Below are 17,569 nucleotides of genomic sequence, written 5' to 3'. Positions count from 1 at the left end.
TGGGTCTCCTCGTCCGCCCAGAGTTCGAGGAGTCGCTCGTCTCTCACGCCTTGAGCCGGGTCATGCCCTCCTGGCCGACCGTGGCCAGCAGGGTGCCGTCACGGGTGAACATGTGCCCCTGACCGAGGCCACGTCCGCCCTGCGCGGAGGGGGAGACCTGGGTGTAGAGCACCCACTGGTCGGCCCTGGCCGGGCGATGGAACCACATGGCGTGGTCCAGGCTGGCGATGCGCAGGCGGGGGTCGCCCCACATGATGCCGTGCTTGCGCAGCACCGGCTCGAGCAGGCTGTAGTCCGAGGCATAGGCCAGCACCGCGGCGTGTAGGTGCGGGTCATCTGGCAGCACCCCGGGCAGACGCATCCACACCGACTGCGACTCCGAGGGCTCGGCGTCGGAGCCGGGATAGAGCTGGGGGTCGACGTGGCGCAGCTCGACCGCGCGGGCAGCAGCGTGCCGTGCCAACGGGTGGTCGATCTGGGCGAGCAGCTCGGCATCGGGCTGCAGGTCCTCGGGGGCGGGGACGTCGGGCATCGGGATCTGGTGGTCGAGCCCCTCGGACAGGTCCTGGAAGGAGGCGATCATCGACAGCAGGATCCGACCGTCCTGGACCGCGTGCACCCGCCGAGCCGAGAACGAGCCGCCGTCGCGCATCCGGTCCACCAGGAACCGGATCGGCTTGTTGGCATCACCGGGGCGCAGGAAATAGCCGTGCAGGCTGTGGATGTGCCGCTGGCCGTCCCCGTCGTCGAGGTCCACGGTGCGCCCGGCGGCGACGACGCACTGGGACAGCACCTGCCCGCCGAAGACCCGGCCGTGCGGCATCGGCTGGCTGTTGCCGACGAAGACCTCGCCCGCGCTGTCGTGCAGGTCCTCGTCCACGCCCTCGAGGGAGGCAACGCGCACCGTGGTCTTGCCCTCGAAGGTCAGATCGAGCACGTTGAGCAGATCGGTCAGCTGGTCTTCTGGCGTGGGGGTCACCCCGCGAACTGTAGTAGACCGCAGGCCACCTGAGAGGATGAGCGCATGCCACCTCCCGCCATCCCCGTGCCTGCCAACGCCACGACCGTGGAGGTCGCCGTGCGCTGGTCAGACATGGACGCCTACGGGCATGTCAACAACGTGCAATATCTGCGTTATCTGGAGGAGGCCCGCGTCTATGCCTTCCACGAGTGGTTCGGCCAGGAGCGCTCGCTGCTGGAGGACGGCGTGCTGGTGGCGCGCTCGGAGATCGACTATCTGGCGCCGATGACCTTCAGCTATGAGCCGGCGCTGGTGACGTTGTGGTGCTCGGCCATCAGCGGGGCCAGCTTTGACATCTCGTATGTCGTGGGGCAGCGCGGCAGTGACCTCACCTTTGCGAAGGCCGAGTCCACTCTGGTCACCTATGACCTGACCGCTCAGCGGCCCCGCCGGATCGCCGAGCATGAGCGCGCGGCCATGGAGTCGGTCGCGGGCGAGCCTCTGCTGCTGCGCAGCCACAAGGACCGTCGTGCCCACTGACCTCACGCCGGGCGGCGCTGCTCCGGGCGGCCCCGCGCTGGAGTTCCCGGACGTGGAGAGCCTGCATGACCTGGGCACCTTTGTGCGGCGCGCCCGCACGCTGATGGCCCAGGGGTCGGTCCGACTGCTGGTCAGCGGCGGGGTCCTGGCTGCGTGGGTGTGTGTGCTGCCCGGGCGCGGCCTGGTGGGGCAGGGCGTCGTGCTCGGCCTGCGGACCATGCCGCTGACCGCCCTGCACGGCGTGGCCGAGTTGGACACCACGGTGCCCCTGGCCGCGATCAGTGACCGGCTGGCCCGGCGGGCTGGCACGGGGGACCTCAGCACCGTGTTGCCCGTCCCGCCGATGGAGAACACCGAGACGTGGACCGCACTGACACCGGCTCGCTCCGGCTGGGAGCAGGTCGGCATCGTCGCCGGCGACGACCTGCTCGAGGTGGCCAAGGCCGGCATCTCCGAGATCGCCCAGGGAGCGCCCGAAGGGTCCGGTGGTCACGCCGTCGAGGCGCTGCGCAAGCGAGTCTGGGAGCGGTCCGTCGCCGACGGGGCACTGACCGCGGGAGTCGGCCTCGCGGCCTACGGTCTGGGCTTTGTCCGCCCAGGAGCGGAGGTCAGTGTCTTCCGGGCCGGCCCGTGGACGCGTGCCAGCACCCCGGTCGGTCACATCCTGACCCGCTGACCCACCCCAGTAAAAGAATAGAGGTCTTGCACGCCCTGCCCCGAGAGTATGCGAGGCATCGCCTACCAAGACCGGCAAGACATCGAGATCCCGGCTGGCGGGTATCACCACACCACGTCGAGGAGCGCCGCAGTGGGTGGTCTTGTGCGACCCACGGCGTGCGGCCCAAGAGATTTCTCGGAGTATCCGGCTCTGGTGTACGAGACCTTGACAGTTTTACGGGCAGCGCGTACGAGACCTTTATTCTTTTGCGGGGGGACCGGGGGCGTGGCGACGTGGTGTCGAGGTGTCCGGGTGCATCGCGATGAACACCGAGTGCGGCGCGGACTGCGTGTCGCGGGGCCGCTCATAAAAGTCGGTGACCAACTCATAGAGCCGCTTGCGGAACTCCTCCAGGTCGCTGCCGTTGAGGCGCATGCGGGACAGCTCGCGCTGGTGCGCGGGCACCGTGCCGATCTCGGAGACGAACGCCTCCACGATCGGGCCGGCCGTCACGCCGTGGGTGTCGAGGTTCCAGGACTTGCCGGTGGCGCGATAGGGGATCTCGCGTGAGCCGCGGGTGCCGCGCCGCACCGCCTCGGCCCGCAGGAAGCCGGTGTCGACCAGGGTGCGCACGTGGTGCAGGACGGAGGCTGGGTTGCGGTCCAGTGCCTCGGCGATCTCCTTGTTGGTCAGCGGCTCGTCCAGGGTGAGCCGCAGGATGCGCAGGCGGAGGCTGGAGGCGAGGGCACGAGCCTCGGCGTCCGTTGCCGAGCGCCGCTCTCGATGCTTCGGCGTGTCGGCACTGGCGTTGGCCCCGGCATCGGCGTCGCCCACACCGTCTGTTGCGGGGTCACGTGGGGTCGCGGACAAAGGCTCCTCAGGCGTGAGTTCCGCGGCGTCGTCGCCGGTCATGGGCCGAGTGTAACGCCGAGGGCGCTGGGATTGAGAACTCTCAATGCCAGGAACCGGTGGAGAATGCGGCTGGCGACGTCGTCTGCCGATAGCGTCGTGGCGTGGACTCACAAACTCTGGTCAATCTCGGCCTCGTGCTGGTCTTCGTGCTGATCGGCGGTGTCTTCGCGGGCACAGAGATGGCGATCGTCTCGCTGCGCGATGGGCAGGTGCGCAAGATCGAGGCGAGTGGTCAGCGCGGGGAGCGGATCGGTGCCCTGGTGCGCAATCCCAACCAGTTCCTGTCGGCGGTGCAGATCGGTGTCACCGTCGCCGGGTTCTTCTCCTCGGCGTATGGCGGCTCGACCATTGCTCCGGACCTGGTGCCGGTGCTCACCGGGTGGGGGATCCCGGAGGGGGTGGCCGACACGGTGGCGCTCATTGCGATGACCCTGCTGATCGCCTATCTGTCCCTGGTCCTGGGCGAGTTGGTGCCCAAGCGCCTGGCGATGCAGCAGGCGGTGGCGTTCACCAAGGTCCTTGGTCCGCCGCTGAACATCTTCGCCAAACTGGCCCGTCCGGTCATCTGGTTGCTGTCGGCCTCCACCAACCTTGTCGTCCGCCTTGTCGGCGGCGACCCGAATGCGACGGCCGAGGAGATGACCACCGACGAGGTGCGCGAGATCATCGAGGGCCACCAGGGACTGCGTCCCTACAGCCGCCGCATCCTCACCGACGTCTTCCGCGCGCACGAGCGCAATCTGGACCGGGTCATGCGGCCCCGCACCGACGTGGTCTTCCTCTCCGGTGACGAGACCGTGGAGGCGGTTCACGACATGCTCGTGTCCTCGTCCCACTCCCGGTTCCCCGTGACGGGCCGCTCGGTCGATGACATCCTCGGGTTCGTCCACATCCGCGACGTCTTCGCCGTGCCGGTGCAGGAGTGGCCGACCCAGCGCATCGCCGACATCACCCGACCGATCGTCCCCCTGCCGGGGAGCCTGCACGTGCTGCCCGCGATGAACCGGCTGCGTGCGGAGAAGCAGCAGATCGCGCTGGTGGTCGACGAATACGGCGGCACCGACGGCATCGTGACCATGGAGGACCTCATCGAGGAGGTGGTCGGCGAGATGTATGACGAGTACGACGCCGACACCGACGCCGAGGACGCCACCCTCGCTCACGGCGACTCGCTGTCTGTCGATGGAGTCCTCAATATCGAGGAGTTCGAGGACCTCACCGGCAAGGAACTGTCCAACGAGAACTATGACACCGTCGGTGGCTTGATTCTGGAGCGCCTCGGCCGGCTGGCCGAGGCCGGCGACACGGTCGAGGTCGAGGGCCTGCGGCTGGAGGTGCTCCAGATGGACGGTATGCGGATCGCCCGGGTCCGCGTGACCGCACAGGAGTCGGGGGAGACTCCCGCGCAGTGACCGGTCAGCAGTGACCGGTCAGCACGGGAGGTCAGCGGCGCAGCCAGACGGTGGTGTCGGTCGGGACCGCACCGTCGACCAGGCGGCTGCTGGCGACGAGCACCTCGGCGCCGTCGGGAATCGCCACCGGATCGGCCCCCAGGTTGCTGATCACGCGGACTCTCTCGCCGTCCTGGTCGGTGATCCGGAAGGACACGACGTCGTCACCTGAGGTCTCGTCCCAGGTCAGCTCGCCAACGCCGAGGTCCAGCTCGCGGCGCAGGGACAGCAGGGTGCGATACAACTCGAGCGAGGACCCCGTGACGCCCTGCTGCCGGTCGACGGCCAGGGCGCCATAGATCTCGGGCTGGGGGAGCCAGGTCTGCGCCGAGGGGCCGAAGCCATAGCCGGGGGCACCGGCCTCCCAGGGGATCGGCACCCGGCAGCCGTCCCGGCCGCGCTCGCGGTGCTCGGAGCGCTCAAAGGTCGGGTCCTGGCGCAGGTGGTCCGGGATCGCCGTGTGGTCGGGCAGGCCGAGCTCCTCGCCCTGGTAAAGGTAGGCCGAGCCGGGCAGGGCCAGCATCAGCGTCGTGGCCGCGCGCGCTCGACGCGCGCCCAGCTGGGCGTTGGGCTGCACGTCGCCGATGCCGATGCCGTTGGGGCGAGACTCACCGATGGGCAGGCCAAGGCGGGTGGCGTGGCGCACGACGTCATGGTTGGACAGCACCCAGGTGCTCGGCGCGCCCACCGCATCGGCCGCGGAGATCGAGGTGGTGATGACCTCGCGCAGGGTGTCCGCGCGCCAGGGTGACTCCAGGAACTCGAAGTTGAAGGCCTGGTGCATCTCGTCGGGGCGCACGTAGGCCGCGGCGCGCTCCATCGGCTCGACCCAGGCCTCGGCGCACAGGATGCGGTCGCGGGCGGGGTCCCCCTCGGGGTTGTAGCTCTCCAAGAGGGCGCGCCACTGACGGTAGATCTCGTGCACACCGTCCTGGTCCCACATCGGTGCCCGGTCGGACTGGTCGGTGTCACCGCCCTGCTCCTCCTCGTGGCTGCCGAGCATCCCGGTGCGCTCGTGCCAGTCCGGCAGGCCGTCGGCCTTGATCAGGCCGTGGGCGACGTCGATGCGGAAGCCGTCCACGCCACGGTCCAGCCAGAACCGCAGCACGTCCAGGAACATCTCCCGGACCTCGGGGTTCTCCCAGTTCAGGTCGGGCTGACCCGGGTCGAAGAGGTGCAGATACCACTGCCCGGGCGTGTCACCGGGCTCGGTGACACGGGTCCAGGCCGGGCCCCCGAAGACGGACTGCCAGTTGTTCGGTGGCTCCGACCCGTCCGCGCCCTTGCCCTCGGCGAACATGTAGCGCGCCCGCTCTGCGGACCCGGGTGCGCTGTCCAGTGCCGCCCGGAACCACTCGTGCTCGCTGGAGGTGTGGTTGGGCACCATGTCGACGATGACCCGCAGACCCAGCGTGTGCGCCTGCTCGATCAGGACGTCGGCGTCGGCCAGGGTGCCGAAGACCGGGTCGATGTCGCGGTAGTCGGCGACGTCGTAGCCGGCATCGCGCATCGGTGAGACGTAGAACGGCGAGAGCCAGACGGCGTCCACGCCGAGGTCGGCCAGATAGGGCAGGCGAGCTGTGATGCCCGGCAGGTCGCCGATGCCGTCACCGTTGTCGTCCGCCCAGGAGCGTGGATAGATCTGGTAGATCACCGCGTGGCGCCACCAGGGTGCGTCGTGGGGCTCGGCGGGGTGGAGGCGTCCGGTCACAACTGAGGACTCTAGGGAGGTCACGGGGCACCATTGTGGTGACCCGCGACCACCTGGCGAAATCCGGGGCCCCCGCCCCTCGGCATACGGCTCAGCGGGCCACCCGGCGGGGGAAGAGGTAGGCCGTCAGGGCCACCGCGAAGGCGATGATCCCGACGCACCACGCGATCGCGACCAGCGCGTCCGACCCGGGGGCAACACCGGTGAAGAGCGCCCGCGTCGCCTCGATGACCGGGGTGATCGGCTGGTGGGCCGCGAAGCCCTGCAGCCAGCCCGGCATCGTCTCGACGGGCACGAACGCGCTGGAGACATAGGGCAGGAAGAGCAGCACGAAGCCATAGCCGTTGGCCGCCTCCGGGGAGTGGGCCACCAGGCCGAGCATGGCGAAGACCGCGGTGATGGCCAGGATGTAGAGCGTCAGCAGCCCGATCGCACCCAGCCAGTCCAGCGGACCGGCCTCGGGGCGGAAGCCGATCAGGACTGCGACCAGCAGGACGACGCCGGTGGCGAACAGGTTGCGGGCCAGGCTCGCCACGACGTGCCCCACCAGGACGGTCGCGCTGGGCACCGGCATGGTCCGCAGCCGGTTGATCGTGCCGGTGGTCATGTCCTGGGCGACACCGACCGCGGTCGAGGCGGCCCCGAACCCAGCGCAGGTCAGGACGATCCCGGGCACGACGTAGTCCAGGTAACTGCCCCCCGGCGCGATCGCCCCGCCGAAGACGTAGGTGAACATCAGCATCAGCATCACCGGCAGGAGGACCGCCATCAGCATCGACTCGACGTCGCGCAGGCTGTGCCGGGCGGCCCTGCCGACGAAGACCCCAGAGGCGGTGAGTATGCCGGACCCCCGGCTGGGTGCCGGAGCCCCCGTGGTCGTGGGTCGGGTGGGTGCGGGGTCGGTGGCCGGCTCGGTGGGCTGGGTGCGGATGCTCATCGGGTGGTCTCCAGGATCATGTCGTGCTCGTCAGTGGCGCTGTCGGTGGGGTCGGCCGCGTCCGTGGCGGCGTGGCCGGTGAGCTGCAGGAAGGCGTCGTCGAGGGTCGGCCGGTGCAGCTCCACGCGCCAGGTCGGGTCGGTCGCGGCCAGGTCTGCAGTGACCCTCGCCAGATCGGCGGCTGTCCCATCGGTCGGTGCCTCACGCCGGACGGTGCCGGCCGCGTCGAGAGCGCGCACCACGTCGCTGCCCACCAGGGCCTTGAGGTGGGCAGCGGTGCCGTTGGCCACGATCCGGCCGCCGTCGAGGACGGCGATCTGGTCGGCCAGCTGGTCGGCCTCCTCGAGATATTGCGTGGTGAGGAAGACGTTGGTGCCCTCGGCAGCCAGTGCGCGGATCTGCTCCCACAGCGCGAGGCGGCTGCGGGTGTCCAGTCCGGTGGTCGGCTCGTCGAGGAAGAGCGCCTGCGGCGGCCAGATCAGGCTCACCGCCAGGTCGAGCCGGCGGCGCATGCCTCCGGAGTAGGTGCGTGCCGCGCGGCTGGCTGCCTGCTCCAGGTCAAACCGGGTGAGCAGCTCGTCGGCCCGGCGGCGCGCCGCCCGTGGTCGCAGGCCCAGCAGGCGAGCCATCATCACCAGGTTCTCGCGCCCGGTGAGAACCTCGTCCACGGCGGCGAACTGACCGGTGGCGCTGATCCGGTGCCGGATGCGGTGGGCGTCGGTGCGGGTGTCCATGCCCAGCACCTTGACGGTGCCCTTGTCGTGGGGGACCAGCGTGGTCAGGATGTTGACGAGGGTCGTCTTGCCCGCGCCATTGGGTCCGAGCAGCGCGTGCACGCCGGGTCCGAGGGAGAGGTCCAGACCTTGCAGCACCTCGGTGCCGCCGTAGCCCTTGTGCAGCCCGGACACCTCGATCACGGTCTCGTCTGTCGTGGTGTTGTCTGTGACAGTGTTGTCTGTGTATGACATAAACAGAGTATGACATACACAGCGTGTCACGTACACAGTTATTCGACTAGGCTGGCTCCATGCCTGGTGAGAAGACGGACAGTGGTGTGCCACGGGTGGTCGCCATCGCGTGGGGGGCGCACGCGGCGCCGCAGCGTGGCCCCAGCCGGGGGCTCAGCCACGAGAAGATCGTGAAGCAGGCCATCGAGATCGCCGACGAGCAGGGGCTGGCTGCGGTGACCATGCAGCGCGTGGCCGAGTCCCTGGGCTTCACCACGATGTCGCTGTATCGCTATGTCGCCAACAAGGATGAGCTTCTCCTGCTCATGTGCGGTGCGGACTGGCTCCTGCCGCCGCGGACGAAGAGCGGGGACGACTGGAGGGAAAATCTGCGCAACTGGGTCGCCGAGCTCCAGGGCATGTATCGCGAGCATCCCTGGCTGCTCGAGGTCCAGCGGGGGCCCGTGTCGGTGCTCCTCCCGGGGACGATGGAGGTCGTTGACCGGGGGATGGAGGCGGTGCGCGCCCTGGAGTTGAGCGAGGACGAGATCATCAGCCTCGTCCTGGTCATTAGTTCCTACGTCTCCAGCTTCTCCACCCTGGAGCGGGACCTCGCCGACCAGGAGGACCTGGAGTTCGGGCCGGACGCGATGGCCGAGCTCGGTGAGGTGATCACGGCAGAGCGGCTGCCCTATGCGGCACCCCTCTTCCTGGCCGGCGGCTACGCCGGTGGCCCGGTGCTCGAGGACGAGACGGGCGTGGGCATGGAGTATGAGTTCGGGCTGGAGCTGCTGATCGAGGGGCTCGCGGCCCGGCAGGCAGCCCGCCCCCGCGACTAGCTGCCGGTTCTGCCGAGTCGGCCCGGCGCCCCCAGGTCGGCCCGGTCTGCGGCCGTGGTGCCGGAGACCCAGCCCTCTGCGTCGAGGGTGGCTCGGCTGCGCTGGGTCTGCAGACGCGGAAAGCGTTCTGCCACGGCGTCTTCCACCTCCTTGTCGCGCGCGGCGAGCACCAGGGCCGTGCGGTCGTTGCGCGGCGGGTCGCTGAGCCGGGACGCCGATCCTCCGGGGACGCCGGGGTCCAGGTGCCCGACCTCGGCCCGCTCCTGCTCACCCTCCTGCTGGGCCTGCTGAGCTGCCAGGTCCAGCCGCTCGCCGATCCGGACCGCGAAGGCGGTCAGGAAGCTGTTGCGGAACGACCGGGTGCGGTTCTGCCCGGACCAGTGCTCGCGCGACCCAGCCGCGGCCATGGCCGACGTGGCCTGGACCATCAGCGAGGTGAACAGCAGCTCGACAGCGCGCAGGTCGGTCGGGAAGCCGACCACCGTGCTGAACCCGAGTCCTTTCTGCCACACCGCCTTGCACCGGTTGGCTGTCGCGATGGCGGAGATCAGGTGGAACCGCGCCGACTCATAGGGGCGGTCCACTCCGACCCGGATCGCTGCGGGTCCGTCATGACTGTCCTTTCCCTGCTCCAGCAGGGCGCGGTCGATGCTGTGCCTGGTCATCAGCTTCTGTGCCGCGGCGGTGAAGGTCTCGGCCTCCTCGGGGAAGGTGGTCGACTCGGCCTTGGCCAGCATCAGGCGGACCTTGCCGAGGAGTCGTTCGTCGACCGCAGGGCCTGGGGTCTTCCGGGCGCTCGCCCGGCCGGGACGCGCCCCGATCACCTCGAGCGCCGGCAGACCGCGCAGCCACGCCTCCAGCTCACGGCCGGCCTGGTGCAGGGCGGCCCAGCCACCCTTGACCAGCCTGGCGCGAGCTGTCACGGGGTCCTCGTCCGGGCGCCACCAGACAGACGCTTCCATCTCGTCCAGCTGAGCGTGCCAACGCTCTTCGACCGTCAGTGCCGCATAGCGTGCAAGGTCGGCCGCGATCAGGTCGCCAAGGAGCGCGATCGCCGCAGGCTTGGTGTTGCGCACGGCGACGCGGTGCAGGTCCATCGGCTCCCAGCCGTTGTCCCACGCCTGCTCGATCAGGTGCCCCAGTCGCTGTCCCAGGTCGCCGGTGCGGTGTGCACCGGCCGCAGCTGTCGACATACGATCCCCTCCCTCGCTTATGCCCTGCCCCTCGCGGCAGGTGCGGACCCCACGGTGGCACAGACGACGGACAGGGCGGTCCCGGCCTGATGCTCCTATGTCTTGTCAAGCCGCTTCGTGAAGTGGGTTGTGATTGTCGGTGGCCGGGGAGAGTTCGGCTCGGATGATGGGTAGGAGTTCGCGGACGATGTAGCGCTTGAGGCAACGGATGATCTCGCGTTTCCTGAGGCCTTGCTGACTGCGTCTGGCGAGGTAGGCCTTCGTCTTGGGGTCGTGGCTGAGGCGGACCATGACGATGCGCCAGAGCGCTTCGTTGGCAAGTCTGTCTCCGCCACGATTGAGCCGGTGGCGGTCGGTGCGTCCGGAGGAGGCGGGGATCGGGCTGACGCCGCATAGGGCGGCGAAGGATGCCTCGGAGCGGATCCGCTCGGGGTTGTCGCCGGCGGTGATGAGCAACTGGGCAGCGGTGTCCGCTCCGACGCCGAAGGCGTCCAGCAAGCGGGGCGCGGTGGAGGAGACTAGTGCTTCGATGTCGGTGTTCAGTTCGGCGATCTCCTCGGCCAGCACCTGGCAGCGGCGGGCAGTGCGGCGCAGGGCGAGCTTGACCGCGTGGACCGGGTCGTGCAGGAGGGTTCGGTCGGGCCGCAACCGTGCGCAGGCCTCGACCCGTGCGGTGCCCTTGAGTCCGTCGAGTTGGTCGCGCACAGACTGGGGTGCGGTGATGACCATCTGGACCAGGGCGGATCGGGCAGCGACCTGCGCTTTCATCGCAGCCCGCTTCGTCGCCTTGAGGGCACGCAGCGACTCCACCGGCCCGGTACGGGTCTTCGGCACACCCGTGGCTACGCCAGCGAGCACGGCGCGAGCGGCAGCCTCGGCGTCCAGCGGGTCGCTCTTGCCCTTGCGTCGCCGGGTCTTGCGGTCGGCGCGGTCGACCTCGATCACTTTGAGATCGTGGGCGGTTAGGTGCCGGGCGAGTTGGGCACCGTAGGACCCGGTGCCCTCAACGCCCACGCTGTGGACGGTGCCGTGAGAGGCCAGCCAAGCAAGCGCCTGCCGGTTCCCGGCTGCGGTAGCCGGCACGGTGGTGGTGCCCAGCAACTGGCCCCGACTGTCGATCACGGCCAGGGCATGGGTGTCAGCGTGGGTATCGATCCCGCCGATCACTGCAATAGATGTCACCATGGTTTGGTGTCCTTCCGGCTCGAATCCGTTTGGGTGGACACGCACCACCGGTCGGGCGGACAGCACAGTGACGAGGCCAGGCCAGGCTCCTATCAGGTCACGCTTCCGTCCGGCTGGTGCGCGCCCCGCCCGGCGACAGATCAGGCCAAAGGCACCAAAAGCCAGTGGATAACCGGGTCAGCCGGGCGGGACTTCCATCGAGCGTAACGACGGCGCTCCAATCATCACTGTGGATAACGCATCACGGGGTGGGCGCGACGCCAGAACCTGCGAGTAGATGTGCGCGGCGACGACGATGGATCCTGCTCACCGCGCACATCTGGTCTCATGTTCCACCCGGGCTGGGCCGCTCAGCCCTCGAAGTCCTCCTCGAGCACGAACTCGAAGAAGGTCAGGTCGACCTCCGCGCCGTCGGCGGCCTCGACCTCGATGGTCACCGTGGGCTCGTCGCGCTCGCCCTCCCCGGTCTGGCTGTTTGCGCCATCGAGTCGGAGCTCGTGGCCGGACGTTCCGGTCGTCCAGGTGGAGTACCAGCCGTCGCGGACCAGGAGCTGGTGGGCCTGGAGCGTGCCCGGCATGACCGGCTGATCCGGTGTGGGGAGCAGTTGGTCGATCGGCGTCCCGTCAATCTCCAGCTGCAGCCGGGAGGCCCCAGTGGTCTCCAGCCAGATGCTCAGGTCGGTGCTCGAGGGGACCGTGACCTCCGCGCGTCCGTCGGCGTCGAGGTCCTCGGTGCTGACCGTCGCCACCTCGCGGTAGACCGCCGTCGGGCCATGACTCCCGGCCAACTCAGGCGGGGCTGCCCCGTCCACGGGCGGCGGCGCCACCATGGCCACGGTCTCGCTCGCGGCCAGCGGGTCGGTGGACTCCTCGAAGGGGTAGTCCTCCCAGACCCGGGGGGCGTAGGCCGCCACGATCACCGGCTCGGCGCCGGCCGCGACCCGGACCTCGGGGAGCTCGCCGGTCACGAGTCCCGCGTCCTGGACGGCGAGCAGCCACTCCAGGCCCGCAGAGCACTCGGTGGTCTGGCTGCCGACCTGCACCTGCGTCATGGTCGCGGACTCCGGGCACTGCGCCACCCAGACCAGCTCGGTCGGGTCCACATCGCCCACCTCGACGGTGTGCGGCACCCCGTCGGCGGGCACGGACACGGCCGTGACCTGCTCATAGCCGTAGGCAAAGGCGGGCAGCACCTCGGTCGGGTCAACAGTTGTCAGGTCGGCCGCCTCGGAGACGCCCTCCGGCTGGTCGATGCCGACCTGCCAGGCGTCCCGCGGGAAGGCGGCGTGGGCGGTGACCGTCACCGACTCACCCTCGCTGACCTGTATGCCGTGCTGCGCCAGGGCGGCGGGGCTCAGGTCGAACTCCCGGGTGGTGGCACCGGCGTGCCAGGTGTGCCAGTAGCCACCGCGCAGGTCGGGGTCGGCGTCCTGCCACGGGCCCGGGGTCGCCGGCTGGGACAGGCCCTCGCCGTCGTTGGTGATCACGGTCCCGTTGACCTCCACCAGCAGCCGCCCCGGCTCCCCGGCCCAGGTCGTCAACGTGGTGCCCTCGTGCGAGGCGACGGAGGCGCCCGGCAGGGCATTGTGCCCCAGCGGTCCGGAGGACCCGCCGGTGGACCCCTCCTCGAGCGGTGTCGCTGGAATGGCTCGCTCAACCAGAGGCGACGACGCGTCGATCATGACGTCGTGCTCAGGCGCCTCGGGGACGTCCTGCTGGTCGGGGTAGGGGAACTCGGACACGGTCGCTTCGCGGTAGATGCCGACGGTCACGTCCTGGGTGCTGAGATCATGAGCCCGGTGGACCCCAAAGTCGACTCCCTCCGCGAGATCGGGCAGCGGTTCTGGCAGTCCCCCTTGCTGTCCGTCCTGGGTGGTGCAATGAAGTGGCACTACCTCTTCACCGTCTTCCGGACCCACCAGTGCAGCGGGCTCGGGCGGGTCGTCTGGCTCACCGTGGCACCAGGCGACTGCGAAGGACGGTCCCACGACTGGCTCTGGCTCCAGCACGACGGCGCCATCCTCGGTGGCTCCCAGCTCGACGGTGTCCACCAGGGCCAGCCCGTCGGCATACTCCGGCGGTGCCCCGTTGACCAGCTCCCACGCCTCGTCGGCAGGCTGCATCGTGCCAGTCTCCTCGTCGGAGCCCAGCCCCTGAGTCAATGCCCAGCCGCCACCGGCGACCAGGGCGACCGCGGCCGCCGCGGCGACCAGGCGGCCCTTGCCCCGGTCACGGCCGGTGGCGATGTCCTCCCGCACGCCGCGCAGCAGTGTGTGCGGGTCTGGTGCGTCATAGTGTTGGGCGGTCTCCTCAAGGGAACGCCGCAGGTCAGTGGTGGTGTTCATGCCTCTTCCCTCCCGATGGCGGAGGGGGCTCCGATGCTCGGAGCGTCCTCCAGGTGCTCGCTAATGCGCAGGGCCGCCAGGGCCTTGCTGTGTTGCGACTTGACCGTGCCGGTGCTGGTCCCCATCGCCTCGGCGATCTGGACCTCGCTCAGGTCGTGGAAGTAGCGCAGGACGATCACGGCCCGCTGCCGTGGCGGCAGCGTGCCGATCGCGTCGGACAGCGTCTCGCGGTCGGTGACTACGCGAGCCGGGTCGTCCGGGACCCGCTCCAGGCGGTTGTGCACCGGCTCCTCCGGCAGGAACTCGGTCGGGTGCTCGCCGGTCCACCGCCGGGAACGGTCGGTGAGGAACTGGTTGAGGATGATCCGGCGGGTGTAGGCCTCCGGCTCACCCTGGATGCGGTCCCAGTTGCGCCACACCTTGGTGAGGGCGGTCTGGAGCAGGTCCTGGGCCGAGTGCGGGTCCCGGGTGAGCAGGACAGCGGTGCGGAACAGCGAGCCGCTGCGCCCCACCACGAACTCGGTGAAGCCTGGTGGCGGCGCTGGTGTCTTCCCCCGGCTGGTGCGTCGTGTCATCGTGACCTCCCTTGCCCACTCGACCCGGTGGCTGCCCAAAAGGTTGCCTCAGGTGCCGCCCCGCAGCGCGGACAACTCGGCGGCCACCTCATCAAGCAACTGCTGGAAGCCGGGCTCCTCGACCGGGAAGTGCCCGCAACCGGCGAGGCGGACCGACCGCGTGGGCGCGGCCAGCCTGGCCAGGAAGTCCTCGCTCAGCTCCGGTGCGGTCCACCGGTCCTCGCCCGGGTGCAGCAGTATGCCGAGGGGCTGGCTGACCTCCTCAGGTGGCACGGCGGGGCCGCTCGCCAGGAAGGTGCGGAACCACCCCAACGGCATTGAGCCTCCGCCGCCTCGAGGGGCGCGCAGCACCTCGGCGGCCAGGCCGGGGGAGTTGGAGATCGTCGCCATCGGCGTCAGCCAGCGGATCGGGATGGGCACCCGCGCCAGCGGGCCGCGGGCCAGGTGGAGCAGGGGGAGGCCGAGCGTCAGCCAGCGCCACCGCACGACACCCGCCCGGACCTTCGGATGCGTGACGTCCAGCAGACAGGTCACGATCACCCGGTCAGCCAGGTCAGTGACAGCGGCGGTGTCGAGCGCGAGCATCCCGCCCATGCTGGCGCCGACCAGGACCAGGGGACGATCATCGGCCTCACCGTGCACCAGGTCGATGAGGACCTGCTGCCAGTCCGGATAGCGCACGCTGCCGGGCCGCCCGCGCACTTGCCGACTGCGACCGTAGCCCGGCAGATCGACCACGGTGACGCGTGTCCCCAGCAGGCTCAGGTGCGCGGCGAACGGCCACATTGCCGCGGCGTTGCCGCCCGCGCCGTGGACCAGGATCACACGGACCGGTGCGTCGTCAGCGCCCACGTGCTCGACGTTAAGCAGCCACTGCGCCCGCCCGTCGCGGTCCCGCCAGACCCAGTCCTCGCGGCTTCGTCGCACCGGGTGCGGGAGTGGGCGGACGTGCCGCTCGTAGCGGCGGTCCGCCGCAGTGAAGCCCGACGCCTCAGGTGAGTCGTCCGGGGGCCGGTGCCTCGGCATACGGTCGGTCAGTCGTCCTCGGCGTTGATCATGAAGTTGGCGGCGTGCGCCATGTAGCCGCGCATGAGCTCGTCGTCCAGCGGAGCCAGCTCGAGGGTGTCGATGGCGGCATTCATGTGCTTGAGCCAGCGGTCGCGCTGGGTCGGGGTCACCTTGTAGTCGACGTGCCGCATCCGCAGCCGCGGGTGGCCGCGGGTCTCCGAGTAGGTCTTGGGGCCACCCCAGTACTGTTCCAGGAACAGCCGCAGCCGCTCCTCAGCCGGGCCCAGGTCCTCCTCGGGATAGAGCTCGCGCAGGGGCTCGTCGGTCGCGACCCCCTTGTAGAACTCGTGGACCAGCTTGACGAAGGTCTCGTGGCCGCCGACGCGGTCGTAGTAGGTCTCCTGCTGCTCCAACTCTGCCTGGCTCACCCGGCCAGTGTCTCAGGAGCGGGCGTGGGTGCCGAATCCCGCTGCGAGCGCGGCAGGAGCAGCAGGGAGCCGAGGGCCAGGACCACGGTCACCACGATCATCAGGCGGTAGTCGACCAGTCCGAGGATCGCGGCCCCGACGAGTGTCACCAGGGTCTGCGGGAGGTTGATCGCGATGGCGGTGGCCGCGCCGGTGCGGCCCTGCAGCCGCGGCGGGGTCAGGCGCTGGCGCAGCGTGATGAAGGAGACGACCGTCCAGGTGACCCCGAAGCCGACCGCCGCCAGCCCCACGAGCACCGCGGGGAGGCTGGAGGTCATCGTCGGGGCCATCCCGAGGGCCAGGAGGGTGACGCCGATCGCGAACACCCGCACCTCACCCCACCGGCCGATCACGGTGGCAGCGGTCAGTCCCGCGACGACTGCCCCGATGCCCTGCAGGCTGGTCAGTGGCCCGAGTGCCTCTGGTGGCAGCCCGAGGCCCTGCTCGATGATCGGGAAGATTGCGACATTGACCAGACCGGTGACGCCGAAGGCGATCGCCAGGATGATGGTGAGCCGGCCGAGCACGGGCAGGGCGGCCAGGTGCCGGAAGCCAGCGGTGAGCTCGGTCCAGTAGCTGCCGCGCTCCTCCGCAGTCTCCGGCTCGGACTCGGTGACGCGGACGGTGGTCAGCAGGCCCGCAGCGATGAGGAAAGCGATGGCCGTCAGGAGGACGACCGCATGCGGTCCCCACACGGCATACAGAGCCGCACCCAGCAGTGGCGAGACCAGGCGCAGGGACTGGTCGATGCTGGACAGCAGCCCGTTGCCCGAGGCGAGCTGGTCGTCGGGGAGCAGGTCGCGCACCAGGCCGGACTGTGCGGCCGCGGTCAGATAGGAGACGGCGGCATAGACGAGCACGACGGCATAGATCCACACGATCTGGCTCCCGTCGTCGACCCGCAGCAGGGTGAGCACGACGGCCGCGACGATGACATTGGCCGCCACCAGCGTCCGCTTGCGGGAGAATCGGTCGGCGAGCTGCCCGAGGAAAGGCGCGAGCAGGGCCGGGAGGCCCATCATCGCGAAGGTGAGGGCAGCCGCGGCGTCGGAGCCGGTCAGGTCCTTGAGCCAGACCGCGAGCATCAGATAGAGCGCGCTGTCGGCGAGGTTGGTGAAGACCCAGGCGGTGGTGAGGCGGCGGAAGCCGGGGCTCTGCAGGGCCGCTGGGCCGCGGCGCCGTCTGGGGGGAGCGGCCTGTGGCGTGGCGCTCATCGCTGGGCCTCCGGGTCGGGGTTGACGACGCTGAACGTGCGCATCAGACGGGCGCCCTCGGGACGCAGGGTCGGGTCTTCCGATCGACCGGCGAAGCGTTCGGTCAGGTTGCGCAGGTCCTTGCAGAACAGTGCTGCCTCCTCGGCGGTGGCCCAGAACGAGCCCGACGTCAGAGTCGTCGCCTCCGTCCACTCGTGGTCCTCGTGCTGAAACTGGGAGAGGAACCCGCGGATCCGCTCGGACTCCCGGGTCAGGAAGAGTGAGGCGACCTCGGAGACGGCCACGGCCGAGCCCGGTTGCTCGGGCCGGGGGCGCAGGTCGTAGCCGCCCTTAACCACCCGCCACGGCTTCTCCCTGCCGCGGGACTCCGCGCGCTCGATGAAGCCGTGCTTGTGCAGCATCCGCAGGTGGAAGGAGCAACTGGCGACCGACTCGTCGATGTGCTCGGCGCACTGAGTCGCCGTCGCGTCCTCCACGTCGGCGAGGAAGTCGAGCAGTTCCAGCCGCACAGGGTGCGCCAGGGCGCGGATGCGCTCGGGGTCACTGATGCTCTGGTCGTGTGAGGTCATGCCTCCATAATGCATCCTAAAGAGTTCTTGCGCAAGAGTTCTTTATAATGAAATCTC

Annotated in this window: 17 protein-coding genes; 4 read left to right on the top strand and 13 right to left on the bottom strand. The window is 69.7% G+C overall.

Going from position 1 to position 17,569, the window contains the following annotated elements:
- Nucleotides 1-43: 43 nt before the first annotated feature.
- Entirely contained in the window at nucleotides 44-979 is a 936-nt protein-coding gene (locus NF556_RS15445) for an acyl-CoA thioesterase (RefSeq protein WP_252591899.1), read from the bottom strand.
- Between the two features lie 45 nt (nucleotides 980-1,024).
- Here NF556_RS15445 and NF556_RS15440 point away from each other — a divergent pair, with 45 nt between their 5' ends.
- Together NF556_RS15440 and NF556_RS15435 are read left to right on the top strand one after the other, a co-directional pair.
- Entirely contained in the window at nucleotides 1,025-1,501 is a 477-nt protein-coding gene (locus NF556_RS15440) for an acyl-CoA thioesterase (protein ID WP_252591897.1), read from the top strand.
- On the top strand, nucleotides 1,491-2,177 hold the full coding sequence (locus tag NF556_RS15435; RefSeq protein WP_252591895.1) for a DUF8185 domain-containing protein: 687 nt from the start codon (nucleotides 1,491-1,493) through the stop codon (nucleotides 2,175-2,177). Before NF556_RS15440 ends, NF556_RS15435 begins: the two co-directional genes overlap by 11 nt.
- Nucleotides 2,178-2,417: 240 nt before the next feature.
- Here the strand turns inward: NF556_RS15435 and NF556_RS15430 are convergent, their stop codons facing one another.
- Nucleotides 2,418-3,071, bottom strand: a complete 654-nt coding sequence (locus tag NF556_RS15430) for a helix-turn-helix domain-containing protein (protein ID WP_252591894.1) — start codon at nucleotides 3,069-3,071, stop codon at nucleotides 2,418-2,420.
- Between the two features lie 101 nt (nucleotides 3,072-3,172).
- Here NF556_RS15430 and NF556_RS15425 point away from each other — a divergent pair, with 101 nt between their 5' ends.
- Nucleotides 3,173-4,483: a hemolysin family protein gene (locus NF556_RS15425; RefSeq protein WP_252591892.1), complete on the top strand. Its 1,311-nt coding sequence runs from the start codon at nucleotides 3,173-3,175 to the stop codon at nucleotides 4,481-4,483.
- A gap of 31 nt (nucleotides 4,484-4,514) precedes the next feature.
- On the opposite strand, the gene NF556_RS15420 is transcribed toward NF556_RS15425, so the two are convergent.
- The 3 genes from NF556_RS15420 to NF556_RS15410 all read right to left on the bottom strand — a co-directional run bounded on the left by NF556_RS15420 (nucleotide 4,515) and on the right by NF556_RS15410 (nucleotide 8,138).
- Nucleotides 4,515-6,233, bottom strand: a complete 1,719-nt coding sequence (locus NF556_RS15420) for a glycoside hydrolase family 13 protein (protein ID WP_252591890.1) — start codon at nucleotides 6,231-6,233, stop codon at nucleotides 4,515-4,517.
- A gap of 91 nt (nucleotides 6,234-6,324) precedes the next feature.
- On the bottom strand, nucleotides 6,325-7,170 hold the full coding sequence (locus NF556_RS15415) for an ABC transporter permease (RefSeq protein ID WP_252591888.1): 846 nt from the start codon (nucleotides 7,168-7,170) through the stop codon (nucleotides 6,325-6,327).
- Entirely contained in the window at nucleotides 7,167-8,138 is a 972-nt protein-coding gene (locus NF556_RS15410) for an ABC transporter ATP-binding protein (RefSeq protein WP_252591886.1), read from the bottom strand. Before NF556_RS15410 ends, NF556_RS15415 begins: the two co-directional genes overlap by 4 nt.
- Nucleotides 8,139-8,197: 59 nt before the next feature.
- Between NF556_RS15410 and NF556_RS15405 the strand changes: the two genes are divergently transcribed.
- Nucleotides 8,198-8,956 carry a TetR/AcrR family transcriptional regulator gene (locus NF556_RS15405; protein ID WP_252591884.1) on the top strand — a complete coding sequence of 253 codons (759 nt, stop codon included), beginning with the start codon at nucleotides 8,198-8,200 and terminating at the stop codon, nucleotides 8,954-8,956.
- Here the strand turns inward: NF556_RS15405 and NF556_RS15400 are convergent.
- The 8 genes from NF556_RS15400 to NF556_RS15365 form a co-directional block, all read right to left on the bottom strand.
- A complete protein-coding gene (locus tag NF556_RS15400) occupies nucleotides 8,953-10,149 on the bottom strand; it encodes a DUF2786 domain-containing protein (protein ID WP_252591882.1) in 1,197 nt (398 codons plus the stop codon). The genes NF556_RS15405 and NF556_RS15400 overlap by 4 nt on opposite strands.
- Before the next feature lie 105 nt (nucleotides 10,150-10,254).
- Nucleotides 10,255-11,316, bottom strand: coding sequence for an IS110 family RNA-guided transposase (locus tag NF556_RS15395; protein ID WP_252591880.1), 1,062 nt, complete (start codon nucleotides 11,314-11,316; stop codon nucleotides 10,255-10,257).
- A 368-nt stretch (nucleotides 11,317-11,684) separates the two neighbouring features.
- The gene (locus NF556_RS15390; protein ID WP_252591878.1) at nucleotides 11,685-13,679 is read right to left on the bottom strand and encodes a hypothetical protein; all 1,995 of its coding nucleotides are present in this window, start codon (nucleotides 13,677-13,679) and stop codon (nucleotides 11,685-11,687) included.
- Nucleotides 13,676-14,254: a SigE family RNA polymerase sigma factor gene (locus tag NF556_RS15385; RefSeq protein ID WP_252591875.1), complete on the bottom strand. Its 579-nt coding sequence runs from the start codon at nucleotides 14,252-14,254 to the stop codon at nucleotides 13,676-13,678. The genes NF556_RS15390 and NF556_RS15385 overlap by 4 nt, the downstream gene beginning before the upstream one ends.
- Before the next feature lie 48 nt (nucleotides 14,255-14,302).
- The gene (locus tag NF556_RS15380) at nucleotides 14,303-15,280 is read right to left on the bottom strand and encodes an alpha/beta hydrolase (protein WP_252591873.1); all 978 of its coding nucleotides are present in this window, start codon (nucleotides 15,278-15,280) and stop codon (nucleotides 14,303-14,305) included.
- 8 nt (nucleotides 15,281-15,288) lie between these two features.
- Nucleotides 15,289-15,690: a globin gene (locus tag NF556_RS15375; RefSeq protein WP_252591871.1), complete on the bottom strand. Its 402-nt coding sequence runs from the start codon at nucleotides 15,688-15,690 to the stop codon at nucleotides 15,289-15,291.
- Nucleotides 15,687-16,943: an MFS transporter gene (locus NF556_RS15370; protein ID WP_252591869.1), complete on the bottom strand. Its 1,257-nt coding sequence runs from the start codon at nucleotides 16,941-16,943 to the stop codon at nucleotides 15,687-15,689. Before NF556_RS15370 ends, NF556_RS15375 begins: the two co-directional genes overlap by 4 nt.
- Nucleotides 16,940-17,512 (bottom strand): ArsR/SmtB family transcription factor, encoded by a 573-nt coding sequence (locus tag NF556_RS15365; RefSeq protein ID WP_252591867.1) that lies wholly within the window; start codon nucleotides 17,510-17,512, stop codon nucleotides 16,940-16,942. The genes NF556_RS15370 and NF556_RS15365 overlap by 4 nt, the downstream gene beginning before the upstream one ends.
- Between the last annotated feature and the right edge of the window lie 57 nt (nucleotides 17,513-17,569).

The sequence above is a fragment of the Ornithinimicrobium faecis genome (assembly GCF_023923225.1).
GTDB classification, from domain to species: Bacteria; Actinomycetota; Actinomycetes; order Actinomycetales; family Dermatophilaceae; genus Ornithinicoccus; species Ornithinicoccus faecis.
Note: the sequence above shows the minus strand (reverse complement) of the source record. Positions and strands in the feature narration are given on the sequence as shown.